We start from the raw sequence: 16,956 nt of genomic DNA, 5'->3' as shown, positions 1-16,956 counted from the left end.
CGGCGGGCACCGTCCCTCAGGACGACCTGATGCGCTCCAGGATCGCCATCGCCAGCCCGTCGGGGGCCTGCTCGGGGATCCAGTGCGTGATCCCCGACAGTTCCACGAACCGGTAGTCGCCGGTCACGTAGTTGGCGCACGCCTCGGCGGCGGTCCGGCCGATCGCGACGTCGCCGTCGCTCCACACGTACGTCGTCGGCACCGTGACCGGGTCGACCCGCTCGCTGGAGCTCATCGCCCGGTACCAGTTGAGGGCCGCGGTGAGCGCGCCCGGCGCCGACAGCACGGCCACGTACTCCTCGATCGCCTCGGCCGGCACCCCGGAGTGGCCCTCACCCCCGGACAGCATCCGCCGGAGCCGGCGGGCGTCGTCGGCGAGCAGGACCTCCTCCGCCTTGCCCTCCTGCCAGAACAGCCGGATGTAGCCCGACCGCTCCTTCTGCTCCGGGTCCGTCCGGTAGGCGACCGTGTACGCCGCCGGATGCGGCACGGAGACGGCCGTCAGCGTCCGCACGCGGTCGGGGTGCCAGGCCGCCAGCGCCCAGGCCACGTTGGCGCCCCAGTCGTGGCCGACGACGTCGGCCTGCTCCAGGTCCAGCGCCGTCATCAGGTCCGCGGTCACCTGGGTGAGGTTCGGGGTGGAGTAGGCGCCGACCTCCTCCGGCCGGGCGCCGGGGGAGTAGCCGAGCTGGTCCGGGGCGTAGGTGCGCAGCCCGGCCTTCGTGAGCAGGGGCGTGACCGCGGCCCAGCACGCGGACGTCTCGGGGAAGCCGTGCAGCAGCAGCACCGGCCGCCCGTCCTCGGGACCGTCGGCCCGCACATCGAAGGTCAGATCGCCGACGTCGACGTGCAGCAGCTGTCCCGGCATGGGGTGGAACCTAACCCGGCATTACCGTCGGTGCCCGTGAGCAGCAGCCGGCCCAGCGCAGAGCGCGACAGCGCCGAACGGACCTATGTCCTCGCCCACCTCGACGACCTGCACGCCGATCTCGACGCCTGGCTGCGCATCCCGTCGATCTCCGCGGACCCCGCGCACGCCCCCGACGTGGCCGACAGCGCCGCCTGGCTGGCCGAGGCCCTGCGGCGCACCGGCTTCCCGACCGTCGAGATCTGGCCGACCCCTGGCGCACCCGCGGTGTTCGCCGAATGGCCGTCGGCCGACGCGGACGCGCCGGTCGCCCTCGTCTACGGCCACCACGACGTCCAGCCGGTCGACCCCCCGGATCTGTGGGAGCACCCGCCCTTCGAACCGACCGTGGTCGAGGGTCCCGACGGGCCGGAGGTGCACGCCCGGGGCGCCATCGACGACAAGGGCAACGTCGCCTTCCACCTGCTCGGGATGCGGGCCCACCTGGCGGCGACAGGCCGGGACACCCCCGCGGTCACGGTGAAGCTGCTCATCGAGGGCGAGGAGGAGTCGGGGTCCCCGAACTTTCCCGCGCTGCTCCGCGAGCGTGCGGACCGACTGGCCTGCGACGTCGTCGTCGTCAGCGACACCGGCATGGCCGCCCCCGACCTGCCCAGCGCCGTCGTCGCCATGCGCGGCCTCGCCGACGCCGAGATCACCCTGCGCGGACCCGACATCGACCTGCACTCCGGTTCCTTCGGCGGCGGCGTCCCCAACCCCCTGCACGCGATGGCGCAGCTGCTCGCCGGCCTGCACGACGAGCACGGCCGGGTGACCCTGCCCGGGTTCTACGACAAGGTGCGTCCGCTGTCGGACCGGGAGCGCGAGCTGATGGCCCGGGTGCCCTTCGACGAGCAGGAGTGGCTCGACGGTCCGGCCGCGTCCCGGGTGGCGGCCGGCGAGGAGGGCTACAGCACCCTCGAGCGGGTCGGCGCCCGGCCCACGGCCGAGGTCAACGGCATGTGGGGCGGCTACACCGGCCCCGGGCACAAGACGATCATCCCGGCGGAGGCGCACGCCAAGCTCACCTTCCGGCTGGTCTCCGAGCAGGCACCCGAGGACGTCGGTCCGCAGTTGCGGGAGTGGGTGGAGGCGAACGTCCCCGCCGGCATCGAGGCCGACGTGCACACCCCGCCGGGCGGCGTCTCGCCCTGCTCCAGCGATCTCGACTCGCCGGCCATGAGTGCGCTGCTCGCCGCCATCGCGCAGGCCTGGGACAGCGATCCCGGCGAGGTGCTCTACCTGCGCGAGGGCGGCAGCGGGCCGGAGGCCGACCTCGTCGAGGCGCTCGGGGCGCCGCTGCTGTTCCTCGGCGCCGGGTTGCCCACCGACCGCATCCACTCGCCCAACGAGCGGGTCCTGCTGTCGATGCTCCACCGCGGCGCCGAGGCGACCGCCCACCTGTGGCGTGAGCTCGCGGCGGTGCCGGTCGGGAACCGCTGACATGTCCGCGGAGCCCCCGGCGCCCGACCCCGAGCATTTCGGTCCGTACCGGGTCCTGGGGGTGCTCGGCAGTGGCGGGATGGGCCGGGTGCTGCGCGCCCACGACGCCGAGCACGAACGCGAGGTCGCACTCAAGGTCCTGCATCCACAGTGGGCGCAGGACGAGGGCTACCGGGGGAGGTTCCGGCGGGAGGCGCGGATCGTCGCCCGCCTCAACGAGCCGCACGTCATCCCGATCCACCGGTACGGGGAGATCGACGGGCAGCTGTTCCTCGACATGCGGCTGGTCGAGGGGGAGGACCTCGACTCGCTCCTGCGGCGCGGCGGCCCGGTGGACCCGGCGCGGGCCGTCGACCTGATCGGGCAGGTCGCGCACGCCCTGGACGCCGCGCACGCCATGGGCCTGGTCCACCGGGACGTGAAGCCGTCCAACGTGCTGCTGGTCGCCCGGTCCGACGGCGGGGACCTGGTGACGTCGGCGGCCGGTGAGGACTTCGCCTACCTCGCGGACTTCGGCATCGCCCGTGGGGGCGACGAGGGGACCGGCCCAGGGCTGACCGCGACCGGTACGGCGGTCGGCAGCACCGAGTACATGGCACCGGAGAGATTCGGCCCAGGAGCACCGGACGCCCGGTCGGACGTCTACTCGCTCGCGTGCGTCCTCTACGAGGTCCTGACCGGCCGTCGTCCGTTCGCCCCGGGGGACCCGCTGGCGCTGATGTACGCCCACCTGCACGAGGAGCCACCGCCGGCGTCGACGCTGCGGTCCTCCCTGCCCCCCGGCCTGGACGACGTCGTCCGGCGCGGCATGGCCAAGGATCCCGGCCGTCGCTGGCAGACGGCCGGCGAGCTCTCCGCAGCCGCCCGTGCCGCCCTCGCGGCGAGCGGGGTACCCGTACCCCGGCCGGACGCCGCCGCCGCGACCGTCGGGCCGGACGGCGGTGCCGGGGTCCGGACGCCCACCCGGAGGGAACACCTCGGCGATGCTCCGAGTGAGCGGCCTCCGGCCCAAGCACCGGACCGGAAGCCGTGGCTGACGCGGCTCACCTGGGCCGTCGCGGCGATCGCGGTGCTCGCCGTCCTGCTCCTCACCGCCCTCCTGGTGGTGATCGACGGACGGGCCGACGACGCCACGGCGGACGCCTCGGAGGCGGGGGCGCGTCTCGTCGCGCTGTCGCTGCCCGCGGGCGTGGACCCTGCGGGCTGCAACGTCGAGCCCCCGGCCGAGGGGGAGCTGCGCCGGCTGAGCTGTCCCTCCGACTCCCAGCCGGAGGGCGTCCCCACCGGCCGGTACACCGCACTGGGGGGAGCGGGCGCCGCCGAGGAGTTCGCCGCGCACGTCGAGGCGAACGACCTGCGGCAGCTCCAGGAACCCGGCGACTGCGGCAGCAGCGACACCCCACAGGGCTGGGCCGAGGTGACGGACGCCGACGACCGGGTCCTCGGCCGGCTGTCGTGCGCCGTCGACGACGACGGGGACGCCGAGCTGCGGTGGGTCTGGGACGACCTGGGCACCCTCGGCTTCGTCGAGCAGCGCGGCGGCGGCGAGGACGGGCTCTCCTCGCTCCGGTCGTGGTGGTCGAGCGAGGCCGACCGGAGCTGACGTCAGCGTCGCGTGCCGACGACGACGGTGGCGCCCCGCTCGTCGTCGGTGACCACGCGGGCGCGCAGCCCGGCAGCGGCCACCGTCGCGACCGCCGCCGGCACCTGGTCCTCGCTGGTCTCGAAGAGCAGCGATCCGCCCGGGGCCAGCCACTCGGGTGCCGCCGCGATCACGCGTCGGGCGACGTCCAGGCCGTCGGCGCCGCCGTCGAGTGCGACGCGGGCCTCGTGCAGCCGGGCCTCCGGGGGCATCAGCGCGATCGCGTCGGTGGGCACGTACGGCACGTTGGCCAGCAGCAGGTCCACCCGCCCGCGCAGGGCCGGCGGCAGGGCCTCGTAGAGGTCGCCGTCGTAGGCCAGGCCGCCCAGCTCGGCGACGTTGCTCCGCGCGCACGCGACCGCGGTGGGGTCGACGTCGGCCGCGTGGAGTTCCACGCCGTCCACGGCCGTCGCGACGGCGACGCCCAGGGCACCCGAGCCGCAGCAGAGGTCCACGACCACGGCGCCTCGCCGCGCCAGGCCGACCGCCTCCTCGACGAGGAGTTCGGTACGGCGGCGCGGGACGAACACCCCGGGCGCCACGGCGATCCGGAGACCGCCGAACTCCGCCCAGCCGAGGAGGTGTTCGAGCGGCTCGCCGGCCACCCGGCGGTCCACGAGGGCGCCCAGGGCGGCCCCTGTCCCGGCCTCCGCGAGCAGCAGGCGTGCCTCGTCCTCGGCGAACACGCAGCCCGCGGCGCGCAGCCGCCGGACGACGGATTCCTCGCTGATGCCGACCACGAGGCCGGGACGCTACCCGCCCGCCGTCCTAGGCTGGGGCCGTGACCGGACCAGCGCAGCCGGCTCCCGGTTGGTACCCCGACCCGGACGGCGCCCACGGCATGGTGCGGTGGTGGAACGGGATCAGCTGGTCCGATGTCGCCACCCCCGCCGGGCCGGGCGTCGCCGTCCAGTCCTCGCCCGTTCTCGCGCCCCCGGCTCCGCCGTCGGGGCCCGCCGCCTGGCCCGAGCCTCTGCCCCCCGCCGCGGGGAACCGCACGCCGTGGATCGTCGGCATCTCACTGCTGGTGATCTTCGCCGTGGTGGGTGCGGCGCTCTTCGTCGGCCAGGGCAGCGATGAGCCGGCCGTGGAGGACGCGGCGCCGACGGCTCAGGCGCCCCCGGCCGGGCCCACGTTCCCGCCGGGCACGGTGCGGATCATCGACGAGGTCTCCGGCGTCTCCTACCCGTTCCTCGGCGATGGCTGGTACGAGTGGGCGCTCTGGGACCAGGAGGAGACCACCGACACCGCGGGGCAGTACTTCACCACCCAGGAGCTCACCCCCGACGGCAAGACCTTCATCTCGCAGTGTTCGTCGGGGCCGCTGATCGACCGCTTCGGGTACGCCGGCCCGTCGACGCTGCAGACGACGCTGGCGGCGGTCGCCGACAGCGTGCGCCAGAACTACTACCCGCGCCCCAACGAGCGCGAGGTGCTGCGCGACGAGGCCCGCACCGTCGACGGGCACGAGGCCCACCTGTACGAGTTCCAGCTCGCCTGGGACGTGCCCGGCTACAACGCCAGCGGGGAACGAGCGGCGCTGCTGCTGATCGACGTCGGCCGCCCGGCGCCGGCGCTGGTGTACATCTCGATCCCGAACACCCACGCCGAGCTCTACGGCGTCATCGACCGCGTGCTCGAGGCCGTCGAAGTGCTCTGACACTGCGATCCTCCGGATCGCACCGCGGCCAGGAGCCGTCCCCATCTGCGTTGAGCGCGTCCCCGTGTCCCGGTCGGGGACCCTGCGGGCCCCGGCGACCGGTCCACCACCGCGGCCAGGAGCCGTCCCCATCTGCGTTGAGCGCGTCCCCGTGTCCCGGTCGGGGACCCTGCGGGCCCCGGCGACCGGTCCACCACCGCGGCCAGGAGCCGTGCCCCTGCTGGGCTGAGCCGGTTCCCGTGTCCCGGTCGAGGACCCTCCGGGCCCTCGCGACCGATCCACCGGTGGTGCGGTCGGCGCTCGCCGACGATCCGCGGTTACTGTCGCCTCCGTGACAACAGCTGGGGCCGAACTGACCCTGCGGCACCCGGTGGAGCGCTTCACGCTGGACAACGGCTTGCGCGTCGTCCTCGCCCCGGATCGCAGCATGCCCGTCGTGGCGGTGAGCGTCTTCTACGACGTCGGGATGCGCAACGAACCGGAGGGGCGCACCGGGTTCGCCCACCTCTTCGAGCACATGATGTTCCAGGGGTCGGCGAACGTCCCGAAGATGGAGCACGCCCGGCTGGTCCAGGCGGCGGGCGGCACGTTCAACGGCTCTACCCACCAGGACTACACGAACTACTTCGAGGCGCTCCCGGCCGAGGCGCTGGAGCGCGCCCTCTTCCTCGAGGCCGACCGGATGGCCGCCCCGGCGATCACCGAGGAGAACCTCCGCAACCAGATCGACGTGGTGAAGGAGGAGATCCGGGTCAACGTGCTCAACCGGCCCTACGGCGCCTTCCCCTGGCTGCAGCTGCCGCAGATCGCCTTCGAGAGCTTCGCCAACACCCACGACGGCTACGGCTCGTTCGTCGACCTCGAGTCCTCCACCGTGGACGACGCGACCGACTTCTTCTCCCGCTACTACGCCCCGGGCAACGCCGTCCTGTGCATCGGGGGCGATGTCGACGTGGCCGAGACCGAGCGGCTGATCCAGCGCTGGTTCGCACCCGTCGAGGCGCGTCCCGTGCTGCCGATCCCGGCGACCGGTGAGCCGCTGCCGGCGACCGCGCGGACGGCGGTCGTCGAGGACGCCCTGGCCCCGGCGCCCGCCCTCGCGCTCGGCTGGCGCGTGCCCGATCCGATCGGCGACTTCGACGGCTACCTGGGCACCGTCCTGCTGGCCGAGCTGCTCAGCGAGGGCGACGCCTCCCGGCTGGAGCGCCGGCTGGTGCACGACGACCGGATCGCCATCGCCCAGAGCAGCTACGTCGGTCTCTTCGGTGACCCCTTCGACGTGCGTGACGCCACCCTGCTGACGACGCAGGTGCACCACCCCGTGGGCGTGCAGGCCGATCGGGTGCAGGCCGCCGTCAACGAGGAGATCCGGCGGATCGCCGACGACGGCGTGGGTGCTGACGAGCTCGGCCGCGTGCAGGCGCGGACGGAGGCGCAACTGCTGCGGCAGGCCGACTCCGTCCTCGGCCGCACCCTCGGCTTCGCGGCCGCGGAACTCATCCACGGCCGCGCCGAGCTGGCCGGCGAGCTCGCCGCCCGGCTGGCCGCGGTTACGCCCGACCAGGTGCGCGACGCCGCCCGGCGGCTGGATCCCGACACCGCCGCCGTCCTGGAGCTGCGGGCCACGGGGGGACGACGGTGACGGCCACGCTGGACTACTCGCTGATCCCGCCGTTGGGTGAACCTCGGCCCCAGCCGGTACCGGAGGCGCACGAGACCACGCTGCCCAACGGGCTCCGACTGGTGGTCGTGCCCCGCCCCGGCGTCCCGCTGATCGAGCTGCGTCTGCGGGTGCCCTTCGCCGCCCGGACGGCGGTCGCCGCGGGTGAGCACACCGCCCGAGGTGCCGTGCTGTCCGGCGCCGTCCTGCTGGGGACGGGCGCGCACGACCAGACCGGCATCGCCGAGCTGCTGCAGAGCCACGGCGCCGAGCTGTCGGTCTCCACCGACCCCGACCGCCTGCTGTTCGGCACGACCATGCTCCCGGGTGGCCTGGCGCCGGTCCTCGGGCTGCTGGCCGAGCTGCTCACCGACGCCGCCTATCCCGACGACAAGGTCGAGGGGGAGCGCGACCGGGTGGCCGAGCGGATCGCGATCGCCCGCTCGCAGCCGGGCGTGATCGCCCGGACGGCGCTGGCGGCCCGCCGTTTCGGCGACCATCCCTACGCCATCCAGCTCCCCGACGACGAGCTCGTGGCGGCCGTCGACGGCGACGCGCTGCGCACGCTGCACCAGGAGCGCGTGCTGCCCGCCGGCAGCAGCCTGGTCCTCGTCGGCGACCTGGACCCGAAGGGGGCGACCGACGTGGTCGCCGGTGCCCTGGCGGCCTGGGCGGCGACCGGCCACGCCGTCGAGGCCCCGCCGGCGCCGGAGTTGCGGGTGCCGGGAATCGCGCTCGTCGACCGCCCAGGTGCGGTGCAGTCCAACGTCCGGCTCGGCGGTCCCGCTCCCGGCCGCACCGATCCCGCCCTGCCCGCCGTCCGGCTGGCCAACATGATCTTCGGTGGGTACTTCTCCTCGCGGTTGGTAGAGAACATCCGCGAACGGCGTGGCTACACCTACAGCCCGCGCAGCTCGGTGGACCACCAGGCGGCCGGCTCGTCGTTCCTCGTCGAGGCCGACGTCGCCACCGAGGTGACCGGGCCGGCGCTGCTGGAGACCTGGTACGAGCTCGGCCGCATGGCACTGACCGCCGTCACCGACGCCGAGCTCGACGGTGCCCGCCGGTACATCCTCGGCAGCATGGCCCTCTCCACGGCCACGCACGCGGGTCTGGCCAGCACCCTGTCCGCGCTGATCGGAGCCGGCTTGCCGGCGGAGTGGCTCGCCGATCATCAGCGGGCGCTGGGCGCGGTCACCGTCGAGGAGGTCCAGGACGTCTCGCTGCGCTATCTGGCCGCCGAGGCGCTGACGGCGGTCGTCGTCGGTGACTCCGGCCGCGTCTCCGGGCCGCTGCAGGCCCTCGGCCCGGTGAGCGTCACCGGCGACGGTGCCGCCTCATGAGCGTTCCCGCGGGGGGCAGCACCCGGGCGGACAACCCGCCCCCGGCGGAGCGTTCCGCCGCCGAGTCGGCCTGGCCGGAGAAGACCCGTGACTCCGACGGCGGCGTGCCGGTGCTGTCGCGGGTGGCCCACGACCGCGGGCACCTGGCCCGGTCGCTGCCCGACCCGACCGGCGGCCGCTCCGTGCGGGTGCTCACCGTCGACGGCAAGCGGACGGTTCCGGTGGTCGAAGGCCCCGTTGGGCCGGCGTTGGTCTGGGACGAGCAGCCCGAACTACCGCTCGGCGCGATCTACCTCGGGGAGGCCGACGGCGTCCCCTATGCCGCCGTCCGGGGCGAGCGTTCGCTCACCGTCAGCGGGCGGCCGGTCGACACGTGGACCGGGCTGCGCGAGGTGGGCGCCGACCTCGCCGACCTCGACGCGGGCCTGCTCGTCCAGGCCATCGGCATCCTCGAATGGCACGAGCGAAACCGGTTCAGTCCGTCGACCGGGGCCGCCACGACCATCGAGCGTCACGGATGGGTGCAGCGGGACCCCACCACCGGCACCGAGGTCTTCCCCCGCACCGACCCCGCCGTGATCATGCTCGTCCACGACGGCGCCGACCGGGTCGTCCTCGGTCGCCAGGCGGTCTGGCCTCCCGGCCGGTTCTCGATCCTGGCCGGCTTCGTCGAGCCCGGGGAGTCCGCCGAGGCGGCCGTCGCCCGTGAGGTGGCCGAGGAGGTCGGGCTGCAGGTCAGCGACATCCGGTACGTGGCCAGTCAGCCGTGGCCGTTCCCGCAGTCGCTGATGCTCGGCTTCGTGGCCCGGGCCGACGGCGACGAGCCGCTCCGGCTTGACCCCGACGAGATCGAGGAGGCCCGCTGGTTCACCCGTGCGGAGCTGCTCGCGGGGGAGGGGCCGCGTGCCCTCCCGCCCCCGGTGTCGATCGCGCGCAACATCCTCGACCGCTGGCTCGCCGGCGACTTCAGCTGAACCGGCCGGCCAGCACCAGCGCCGGGCGGTCGGGATGGTCGGCCAGGACGACGGCGTCGGCCAGCACCACCGGGTCCACCTCGTCGTCGTAGCGGTCGAAGGCGGGCAGCTCCCAGGCCTGTTCGGGCGCCGTCAGTCGCCGCCGGGCCGCCGGGCCGACCCGCAGGTGGACGACGACGTCGAAAGCCAGACCGACCCCCTGCAGCAGCGCGCCCGGCACCAGCAGGACGCCGTCGGCCGGCATCGGCTGCGGCCGGGCGCGGGCGGCGCGGTCCCGTTCGAGGTCCCACAGCACCGGCAGGTAGGTGGCCGAGCCGCCGGGGCCGACCGGGTTCAGCACCTCGCGGGCCAGCGCGCCGACGTCCAGCCAGTCGGTGTACCGCGCCATCGGATCGGTCCGGCCGTGTTCCAGGCGCAGGGACGCGGGGCGGTAGAAGCCGCTCGCGGGCACCACCACCGCGGGCCTGCCCAGGGCCGGCAGGCGCGCGGCGATGGCGTCTGCGAGCGCGTCGGGTCCGGCGGGCTCCGGACCGTCGACGGCGACGCGCAGCGCCGCGGCACCCGGATCGGGGCGCAGCCCGGCCAGGAGTCCGGCGAGGCGGTCGGCCAGGGCCGACGGGGTGAGCGGTTCGGGACGGGTCAGGACCGGCCGTCCGTCGTGATGACGGACGGCGCCGCCGCGGGCGCGCGGGGGGTCGGGGCCGCGACCGGGGCGACGATGGCGCCGGGCCGGCGCTGGCCGGGCGCAGGCAGCGAACGGGTATCGGCGGAGGGCCCACCGGCGGGCGCCGGGACGTCGGCCTCGGGCGCGGCCTGCGTCTCGCCGCCGAGGCCGTCGAGGACCTCCCGGGCGAGATCGGCAACGGGGCGGCCCTGCGACCGCGCATCACCCCGCAGGGATTCGAAGGCGGCGCGGGCGCTGATCCCGTGTCGCTCGGCCAGCACCCCGATCGCGCGCTCGGTGGAGACGCGGGCGGCCAGGGCGTGCTCGAGCTGGGCGACGGTGCGCTCCAGCGCGGCCACGCGGGCGTCCACCGGGTCGACCGCCTCCTCGGGAGCGCCGGAGGGGCCCCGCGCCGAGCGGCGGGCGGTGCGATCGGGCTCGGCCAGCGCGCCGAGCTCTTCGGCGACCAGGTCGGCCAGCGAGAGGCCCTCGACCAGATCGTCGGCGTCCTCGCTGCCGGCGGGCGAGCGCACCGACCAGCCACGTGACGTGCGGGTGAGCGACACCGGGATGCCCTGGGCGGGAAAGGCGTCCGCGGGTCCGGGGCGCGGTACGTCCGAGGTCACGGCGGCGACCTCCGGTGGCAGAGCCGGCCGCAGGGGCCGGACGGTCTCATGGCCGCGGTCGCGGCCCGCTGAGGGGCGATCATGCCCCTTCGAGGGCCGGGGACCGGGGATCACGTGATTCTCACGCCTCCGAGAGTTGACCGAGCTGGGACTTCACCTGGTCGATGCTCGGATTGGTGAGGGCGGTGCCGTCGGTGAACAGCAGCGTGGGGACCGTGCGGTTGCCGCCGTTGGCCTGCATGACCAGCTCGGCAGCTGCGGGATCGTTCTCGATGTCGACCTCGGCGAACTCGATCCCCTCACGCTGCATGAGCTTCTTCAGGCGCACGCAATAGCCGCACCACTGGGTGGTGAACATGGTCACGGGGGCGCCGGGAGTCGCAGTCATCGGTTGAGATCCTCCATGGTCGTGCCGGGACGGTCCACCCCCGGGAGGGTGGAACCGCGGTCTACAGGGGAACGCGGGCATCCTGGGGATGCTTCCCCGGATCGTCCGTAACTGCTGAGAGGATGGGGCGACGGGCACGCCGCGGACGCAGCGCCGGCCCCCGCGCGGACCAAGGGAGGGAGCCGGCGATGTCGTTGATCGGTGCGCAGACCGGAACCATGTCCCGTGCGGAGACCGTGCTCGCCGCCCTCGACGAGGAACAGCGGACCGCGGCGCAGGCCGTGTCCGGCCCCGTCTGCATCCTCGCCGGCGCCGGGACGGGCAAGACCCGCACGATCACCCACCGCATCGCCTACGGCGTGCACACCGGCGTCTACGTGCCGGAGCAGGTGCTGGCGGTGACGTTCACCGCCCGCGCAGCGGGGGAGCTGCGTGGCCGGTTGGCCGCCCTCGACGTCGGCGGGGTGCAGGCGCGCACCTTCCACGCGGCGGCGATGCGCCAGCTGCGCTACTTCGCCCCCCGCGTGCTCGGTGGTCCGATGCCGTCGCTCGTCGAGAACAAGCTGCGGCTGGTGGCGACGGCGGCCTCGCGCTCCCGCCTGTCCACCGACCGGGCAAGCCTGCGTGACCTGGCGAGCGAGATCGAATGGGCGAAGACGACGCTGGCCACTCCGGAGGACTACCCGGCCCGCGCGAAGGCCGCGGGCCGGGAGCCGCCGTTCGAGGCGGCCGCGGTCGCCGCCGTGTACGCCAGCTACGAGTCCGCGAAGCAGCGGGACGGCGCACTCGACTTCGAGGACCTGCTGCTGGTCACCGCCTACGCGCTGGAGGAGCACCCCGCCGTCGCACGCGAGGTGCGTGGCCAGTACCGGCACTTCGTCGTCGACGAGTACCAGGACGTCAACCCGCTCCAGCAGCGGTTGCTCGACGCCTGGCTCGGGGGGCGGGCCGAGATCTGCGTCGTCGGCGACCCCAACCAGACGATCTACTCCTTCACCGGGGCCGATCCCGACTACCTGCTCGGCTTCGCCGACCGCTATGCCGACGCCGCAGTGGTCAAGCTGGAGCGCGACTACCGGTCGACGCCGCAGGTCGTCGCGCTGGCGAACCGGTTGATCGGCCAGGCGACCCGGCGCAAGGGCCTGCCCGGGCTGCGCCTGCTCGGCCAGCGTCCCGACGGGCCGGAGCCGACCTTCGCGGAGTACCCGGACGAGCCCACCGAGGCGGCGGCCGTCGCGGCCCGGTGCAAGTCGCTGATCGACTCCGGCACCCCGGCGGCGGAGATCGCGGTGCTGTTCCGCATCAACGCCCAGTCCGAGGTCTACGAGGCGGCCCTGACCGACGTCGGCGTGCCGTACGTGCTCAAGGGCGGCGAGCGGTTCTTCGAGCGGCCCGAGGTCCGTGAAGCAGTGCTGCTGCTGCGCGGTGCGGCGGCGGGGGGCAGCGACCCCGGAGCCCTTGTGCCGACGGTCCGCGACGTCCTGGCCTCGACCGGCTGGGCGGAGCACCGTCCGCCGGCCGGCGGGGCGGCGCGCGACCGGTGGCAGTCCCTGTCCGCCCTCGTGGACCTGGCTGTCGACCTGGTCGCCGAGACCCCGACGCTCGACCTCGCGGGCTTCGTCGGACATCTGGCCGAGCGCGCGAACGCCCAGCACGCACCGACCGTGCAGGGCGTCACCCTCGCGTCCATGCATGCCGCCAAGGGCCTGGAATGGGACGCCGTCTTCGTGGTGGGCCTGGTCGACGGCGTCGTCCCGATCGCCCAGTCGCTGGCACGGCCGGAGGCGGTCGAGGAGGAGCGGCGGCTGCTCTACGTCGCCGTGACCCGCGCGCGCGAGGTGCTGACGCTGTCGTGGTCGCTGGCGCGCAACCCGGGGGCCAAGAGGGCCCGGCCGCGGAGCCGGTTCCTGACCGGCATCGCCCCGGAGTCGTCGCCGAACGCGCCGGGCCCCCGCCGTCCGGGGAAGAAGCAGAAGGTCGTCCTCGAAGGCGCCGCCGGCGAGCTCTTCGAGCGGCTGCGGGCGTGGCGCAGTCAGGCGGCGCAGTCGGCGTCCGTCCCCGCGTACGTGGTGTTCACCGACGCCACCCTGCAGGCGATCGCGGAGACCCGACCGGCGAACCTGATGGAGCTGTCGTCCCTGCCGGGGATCGGGGCGCGCAAGCTCGATCTCTACGGCGAGGACGTGCTCGCGACCGTCAGCGGCTGACTCCCGAACGGCACGGCGGGCGGGTTCCGGCACCGATCAGGACACGTCCGGAGGATGTTCTCGTTAATTCGATTGACCCCGCAACGGCTGCGGTCTTAATGTCCCTGCACACACGAACTGCACCCCGCGATCCCGGCCGCCCTGGCCGGGAACGAGTCCGGAGAGGAGGGGGCACCTGATGATCACCACGACGTGGACGAAGGCCCCCGCCGATCTCTTCGGCCCGGGCAGCTCCGACGTGCGCCGCTGCATGGGCTACGACGCCCGCACCGGCATCGCCGTCAGCCCTGCGCCGCGTGTCGCTCCGGTCCTGGGGACCGGTGTGCCCGCAGGCGGCGCCGCTGTCCGGCTGCGCCCCGCCTTCCAGGCGACCGGCCCGATCCAGACGCAGACCGTCGCTCACAACTCCATCGGCACCACCCTCGGGATCTGTTCCTCGAGGAGACCGACGAGCTAACGCTCGACCGGTCCTCCACGAGGCCGCGGAACCCGAACCCCGGGATCCGCGGCCTTTCTCTTTGTCCGCGACACCCGGCACCGACCACCGGTCGGCGGGACTCCGCCGGCCGTCGCAGACGAGGAACAAGGAGGAGCGGCAGTGCAGCAGACGATCGATCGACCGTCGTCCCACCGCCGACCCGGGCTCCCCTGGACCGGGGGATTCCCACCGAGGCGACCCCACACCCCGGCGGCCCCGGCCCCGGTACGGCGCCCACTGCCGTGCCGGGTCGAGGACCCGGACCTGTGGTTCGCCGAGACGCCGGCACAGCTCGAGCTCGCCAAGAGCTTCTGCGCCGACTGCCCGGTCCGGGACGCCTGCCTCGCGGGCGCCCTCGACAGGGCAGAGCCCTGGGGTGTCTGGGGCGGCGAGATCTTCGAGCGCGGCTCGGTGATCGCCCGCAAGCGGCCGCGGGGACGTCCCCGCAAGGTGGCCGCCGCGTGAGCCCCGACCGCAACACCATCGCCATGCCCCCGCTCAGCAGCGGGGGATCGAGTACTCATCCAGAAGGAACCGCCATGTACCTGATCGAACACGATCTGGCCCAGAGCCGGATGCACGAGGACCAGGCTCACGCCGAGGCTGCCTCGCGCGCCCGCCGGCTCTACGTGGCCCGCCGTGCGGCCCGGCGCGCCGAGCGCGCCGTCCGCCGTGCGGCGCGCGCCAGCGCCGCCGTCTATTAGAACTGCGGTCCTCCGGACCGCACTGCCTGCGAGGCCGGTTCCGACGCTCACCGGGAGCGTTCGGAACCGGCCTCGTGACTGGTGGGGGGTGTCGCCCTGAGTGGGGACGGCTCCTGGCCGCGGTGCGGTCCGGAGGACCGCAATGTCATCGCTCACTCCACGAAGCCGGGGAGCCATTCCTCGAGGACGCTGCGGAAGTTGCCGGCCGCGCCGAGCTGGCAGAGGACCCCGATCGAGCCGATCGTCACCCGGTGGATCAGCAGGTAGGCCGGCGGGAGGTTCAGTTGGCGGCCGAGCTTGCTGATCTCGGTCCGCGGGTCGGCGATCCGTGCCGCCTGCTCCTGCATCCACGCGCGGGTGAAGTGGAAGTGGTCTCCCTCGAGCGGCTCCAGCAGCGGCCGCAGGTAGTCGAGCACGCCCTGCGCGTCGACCTCCATGTTCGGCCGCACGAACCCCTCGGTGCGCAGGTCGGTGAGCACCTCGTCGGCCTTCCCGGCCAGCGCCCAGCGCAACAGCCGGCCGATCGGCTCGGGATGCCCGTCGGGCAGCCGCGCGGTCGCCCCGAAGTCGATGACGCCGAGCCGGCCGTCGTCCAGCAGGCGGAAGTTGCCCGGGTGCGGGTCGGCGTGCAGCAGGCCGGCACGCTGCGGGCCGGAGAAGTGCAGCACCGCCAGCAGGTGCCCGGCGTGGTCCCGCTGCTCCTGGGTGCCGTCGGCGATGATCCGCGACAGGGGGGTGCCCTCGAGCCACTCGGAGACGATCACCTTGGGCGCGCTGGCGACCACCCTCGGGACGATGATCTGCTCGTCCCCGGCGTAGGCGGCGGCGAACGCCCGCTGCGCGTCGGCCTCCAGCCCGTAGTCCAGCTCCTCGACCACCCGGGCCTTGAGCTCGGCGATCAGCGGCTTGACGTCCATGCCGGGGAAGAGGGCGGAGAAGAGTCGCGCGAACCGGGCGAGCTGGTTGAGATCGGCCATCAGTGCCGTCCCGGCGCCCGGGTACTGGATCTTGACGGCGACGTCGCGGCCGTCCCGCCACGTGGCGCGGTGGACCTGACCGATGCTCGCCGCAGCCGCCGGTGCGTCGTCGAAGTCGGCGAACCGCTGCCGCCAGGTGCCACCGAGCTGCTGGGCGAGCACCGCGTGCACGGTGCGCACCGGCATCGGCGGCGCCTCCTCCTGGAGCTTCACCAGGGCCTCGCGGTAGGGGGCGGCGACCTCGTCGGGCACCGCGGCCTCGAAGACCGACAGTGTCTGGCCGAGCTTCATCGCTCCGCCCTTGAGCTGCCCGAGGACAGCGAACAGCTGCTCCGCCGTCCGCTGCTGGAGCTCGGCGGTGACGGCGTCCGCGTCCCGGCCGGAGAGCCGCTTGCCCAGCCCGAGCGTGGCACGGCCGGCCGCCCCCAGGGGGAGCGATGCCAGGCGTGCGGTCCGGGAGACCGAGCCTCGCGGCATCGCCGGTCCGTCGTCACTCACGCGTCCTCCTCGCCGGCCCCCGCGCCCGGAAGGGCGTTGCCGTGTCGTCTCGGGTGAGCTGGTGAGCTCGGTCAGCCGCCCATTGTTCCCTGTCGGGAGGCGGTTGCGCCCGGAGACGGTGCTCCGGGCCCGGCGCGACGGGCTGATTTCATCCAGCGGAGTGTTCCTCGCACCCTGCACCACAGCCGCAGGCGGGGTGCGGCGGCCACCTCCGGAGCCGCGGTCGCAGGTCCGGTGGCCGAAGTTCCACGGTCGCGTCCAGCACGGCCGGGGCCGCGGCGCCGTCCAGGTAGGCCAGCACCTCGAGGGCCGCCGTGGCGGCGGTGAGCAGGCAGGTGACGGTGGCGCCGCTGGGCGGCGGTTCGGTGGCCGTGAGCTGCGCGGCGAGGCGGGGCCAGCGCGGGTCGGCGTCGCGCCGGTGCAGATCGGCGCACCGCAGGCAGCTGGTCACACCGGGCACGACCAGCGGCCCGACGATGCCGACCTCGCCGCGGACGGTCGCCACCAGGTGCGGCACGTGCACGCGGTGGGCGGCGGCGGCCAGCGGGTCCGAGGCGGCCCACGGGCGGGCCAGGACGACGAGATCGGCGGTCTCCTCCGACTGCGGGCGCAGATCGGTCAGCGGGCTGACCCGCCGGATCGCATCGGCCGCCGCCAGCGCGCGCGGCCGGCCCTCGTCGGTGGCGTTCAGCCCGCCGACGATGGCGTCCCCGGCGGTGGTGACGCCGGGGTCGCGCACGCTGACCGTATCGACGCGGCGACCGTGCTCGACTGGCTGCGCGACC

The 16,956-nt window shown here is 74.4% G+C and carries 16 protein-coding genes and 1 pseudogene; 10 read left to right on the top strand and 7 right to left on the bottom strand.

Features of this window, described 5'->3' with window-relative positions; genetic code table 11:
- Positions 1-16 precede the first annotated feature (16 nt).
- Entirely contained in the window at positions 17-868 is an 852-nt protein-coding gene (locus tag E4P38_RS20810) for an alpha/beta hydrolase (RefSeq protein ID WP_135133898.1), read from the bottom strand.
- A 36-nt stretch (positions 869-904) separates the two neighbouring features.
- On the opposite strand from E4P38_RS20810, the gene E4P38_RS20805 reads away from it, so the two are divergent.
- Both E4P38_RS20805 and E4P38_RS20800 read left to right on the top strand, forming a co-directional pair.
- Positions 905-2,350, top strand: coding sequence for a M20/M25/M40 family metallo-hydrolase (locus E4P38_RS20805; protein WP_135133897.1), 1,446 nt, complete (start codon positions 905-907; stop codon positions 2,348-2,350).
- Between the two features lies 1 nt (position 2,351).
- Complete coding sequence (locus tag E4P38_RS20800) at positions 2,352-3,953, top strand: serine/threonine-protein kinase (protein WP_135133896.1); 1,602 nt, start codon at positions 2,352-2,354, stop codon at positions 3,951-3,953.
- Between the two features lie 2 nt (positions 3,954-3,955).
- Here the strand turns inward: E4P38_RS20800 and E4P38_RS20795 are convergent, their stop codons facing one another.
- Complete coding sequence (locus E4P38_RS20795; protein ID WP_135133895.1) at positions 3,956-4,732, bottom strand: putative protein N(5)-glutamine methyltransferase; 777 nt, start codon at positions 4,730-4,732, stop codon at positions 3,956-3,958.
- A 41-nt stretch (positions 4,733-4,773) separates the two neighbouring features.
- Here E4P38_RS20795 and E4P38_RS20790 point away from each other — a divergent pair, with 41 nt between their 5' ends.
- The 4 genes from E4P38_RS20790 (at position 4,774) to nudC (ending at position 9,629) form a co-directional block, all read left to right on the top strand.
- Positions 4,774-5,652, top strand: coding sequence for a DUF2510 domain-containing protein (locus tag E4P38_RS20790; RefSeq protein ID WP_135133894.1), 879 nt, complete (start codon positions 4,774-4,776; stop codon positions 5,650-5,652).
- A 331-nt stretch (positions 5,653-5,983) separates the two neighbouring features.
- Positions 5,984-7,294, top strand: a complete 1,311-nt coding sequence (locus E4P38_RS20785) for a pitrilysin family protein (RefSeq protein ID WP_135133893.1) — start codon at positions 5,984-5,986, stop codon at positions 7,292-7,294.
- Positions 7,291-8,655, top strand: coding sequence for a pitrilysin family protein (locus tag E4P38_RS20780; RefSeq protein WP_135133892.1), 1,365 nt, complete (start codon positions 7,291-7,293; stop codon positions 8,653-8,655). The genes E4P38_RS20785 and E4P38_RS20780 overlap by 4 nt, the downstream gene beginning before the upstream one ends.
- The gene (gene nudC, locus E4P38_RS20775) at positions 8,652-9,629 is read left to right on the top strand and encodes an NAD(+) diphosphatase (protein ID WP_135133891.1); all 978 of its coding nucleotides are present in this window, start codon (positions 8,652-8,654) and stop codon (positions 9,627-9,629) included. Before E4P38_RS20780 ends, nudC begins: the two co-directional genes overlap by 4 nt.
- Here the strand turns inward: nudC and E4P38_RS20770 are convergent.
- The 3 genes from E4P38_RS20770 to E4P38_RS20760 form a co-directional block, all read right to left on the bottom strand.
- The gene (locus E4P38_RS20770; protein ID WP_245161202.1) at positions 9,622-10,086 is read right to left on the bottom strand and encodes a uridine kinase; all 465 of its coding nucleotides are present in this window, start codon (positions 10,084-10,086) and stop codon (positions 9,622-9,624) included. The two genes, nudC and E4P38_RS20770, sit on opposite strands and share 8 nt — an antisense overlap.
- A 182-nt stretch (positions 10,087-10,268) precedes the next feature.
- Positions 10,269-10,919 carry an ANTAR domain-containing protein gene (locus E4P38_RS20765; protein ID WP_135133889.1) on the bottom strand — a complete coding sequence of 217 codons (651 nt, stop codon included), beginning with the start codon at positions 10,917-10,919 and terminating at the stop codon, positions 10,269-10,271.
- A gap of 121 nt (positions 10,920-11,040) precedes the next feature.
- Positions 11,041-11,307: a mycoredoxin gene (locus E4P38_RS20760; RefSeq protein ID WP_135133888.1), complete on the bottom strand. Its 267-nt coding sequence runs from the start codon at positions 11,305-11,307 to the stop codon at positions 11,041-11,043.
- 188 nt (positions 11,308-11,495) lie between these two features.
- Between E4P38_RS20760 and E4P38_RS20755 the strand changes: the two genes are divergently transcribed.
- The 4 genes from E4P38_RS20755 to E4P38_RS23060 all read left to right on the top strand — a co-directional run bounded on the left by E4P38_RS20755 (position 11,496) and on the right by E4P38_RS23060 (position 14,696).
- Complete coding sequence (locus tag E4P38_RS20755; protein ID WP_280791100.1) at positions 11,496-13,514, top strand: ATP-dependent DNA helicase UvrD2; 2,019 nt, start codon at positions 11,496-11,498, stop codon at positions 13,512-13,514.
- A gap of 178 nt (positions 13,515-13,692) precedes the next feature.
- Positions 13,693-13,971 (top strand): hypothetical protein, encoded by a 279-nt coding sequence (locus E4P38_RS20750; RefSeq protein ID WP_135133887.1) that lies wholly within the window; start codon positions 13,693-13,695, stop codon positions 13,969-13,971.
- A gap of 141 nt (positions 13,972-14,112) precedes the next feature.
- Positions 14,113-14,457: a WhiB family transcriptional regulator gene (locus tag E4P38_RS20745; protein WP_167760651.1), complete on the top strand. Its 345-nt coding sequence runs from the start codon at positions 14,113-14,115 to the stop codon at positions 14,455-14,457.
- Positions 14,458-14,531: 74 nt separating this feature from the next.
- Positions 14,532-14,696 (top strand): hypothetical protein, encoded by a 165-nt coding sequence (locus E4P38_RS23060; RefSeq protein ID WP_167760650.1) that lies wholly within the window; start codon positions 14,532-14,534, stop codon positions 14,694-14,696.
- A 152-nt stretch (positions 14,697-14,848) separates the two neighbouring features.
- On the opposite strand, the gene E4P38_RS20740 is transcribed toward E4P38_RS23060, so the two are convergent.
- Entirely contained in the window at positions 14,849-16,171 is a 1,323-nt protein-coding gene (locus tag E4P38_RS20740) for an AarF/ABC1/UbiB kinase family protein (RefSeq protein ID WP_245161201.1), read from the bottom strand.
- A 148-nt stretch (positions 16,172-16,319) separates the two neighbouring features.
- A pseudogene (locus E4P38_RS20735) lies at positions 16,320-16,956 on the bottom strand (thiamine biosynthesis protein ThiF); the annotation flags it as partial.

Origin of the sequence: Blastococcus sp. CT_GayMR16 (assembly GCF_004570875.1) — a bacterium.
In the GTDB taxonomy this organism is placed as follows: domain Bacteria; phylum Actinomycetota; class Actinomycetes; order Mycobacteriales; family Geodermatophilaceae; genus Blastococcus_B.
The sequence above is the reverse complement of the archived record's forward strand: the minus strand, read 5'-3'. Positions and strand labels throughout refer to the sequence as shown.

Excerpts from the sequence above, each read along its gene's own strand:
- E4P38_RS23060 (WP_167760650.1), top strand. The coding sequence starts at position 14,532 with ATGTACCTGATCGAACACGATCTGGCCCAGAGCCGGATGCACGAGGAC.
- E4P38_RS20750 (WP_135133887.1), top strand. The coding sequence starts at position 13,693 with ATGATCACCACGACGTGGACGAAGGCCCCCGCCGATCTCTTCGGCCCG.
- nudC (WP_135133891.1), top strand. The coding sequence starts at position 8,652 with ATGAGCGTTCCCGCGGGGGGCAGCACCCGGGCGGACAACCCGCCCCCG.
- E4P38_RS20810 (WP_135133898.1), bottom strand. The coding sequence starts at position 868 with ATGCCGGGACAGCTGCTGCACGTCGACGTCGGCGATCTGACCTTCGAT.
- E4P38_RS20760 (WP_135133888.1), bottom strand. The coding sequence starts at position 11,307 with ATGACTGCGACTCCCGGCGCCCCCGTGACCATGTTCACCACCCAGTGG.
- E4P38_RS20755 (WP_280791100.1), top strand. The coding sequence starts at position 11,496 with ATGTCGTTGATCGGTGCGCAGACCGGAACCATGTCCCGTGCGGAGACC.
- E4P38_RS20800 (WP_135133896.1), top strand. The coding sequence starts at position 2,352 with ATGTCCGCGGAGCCCCCGGCGCCCGACCCCGAGCATTTCGGTCCGTAC.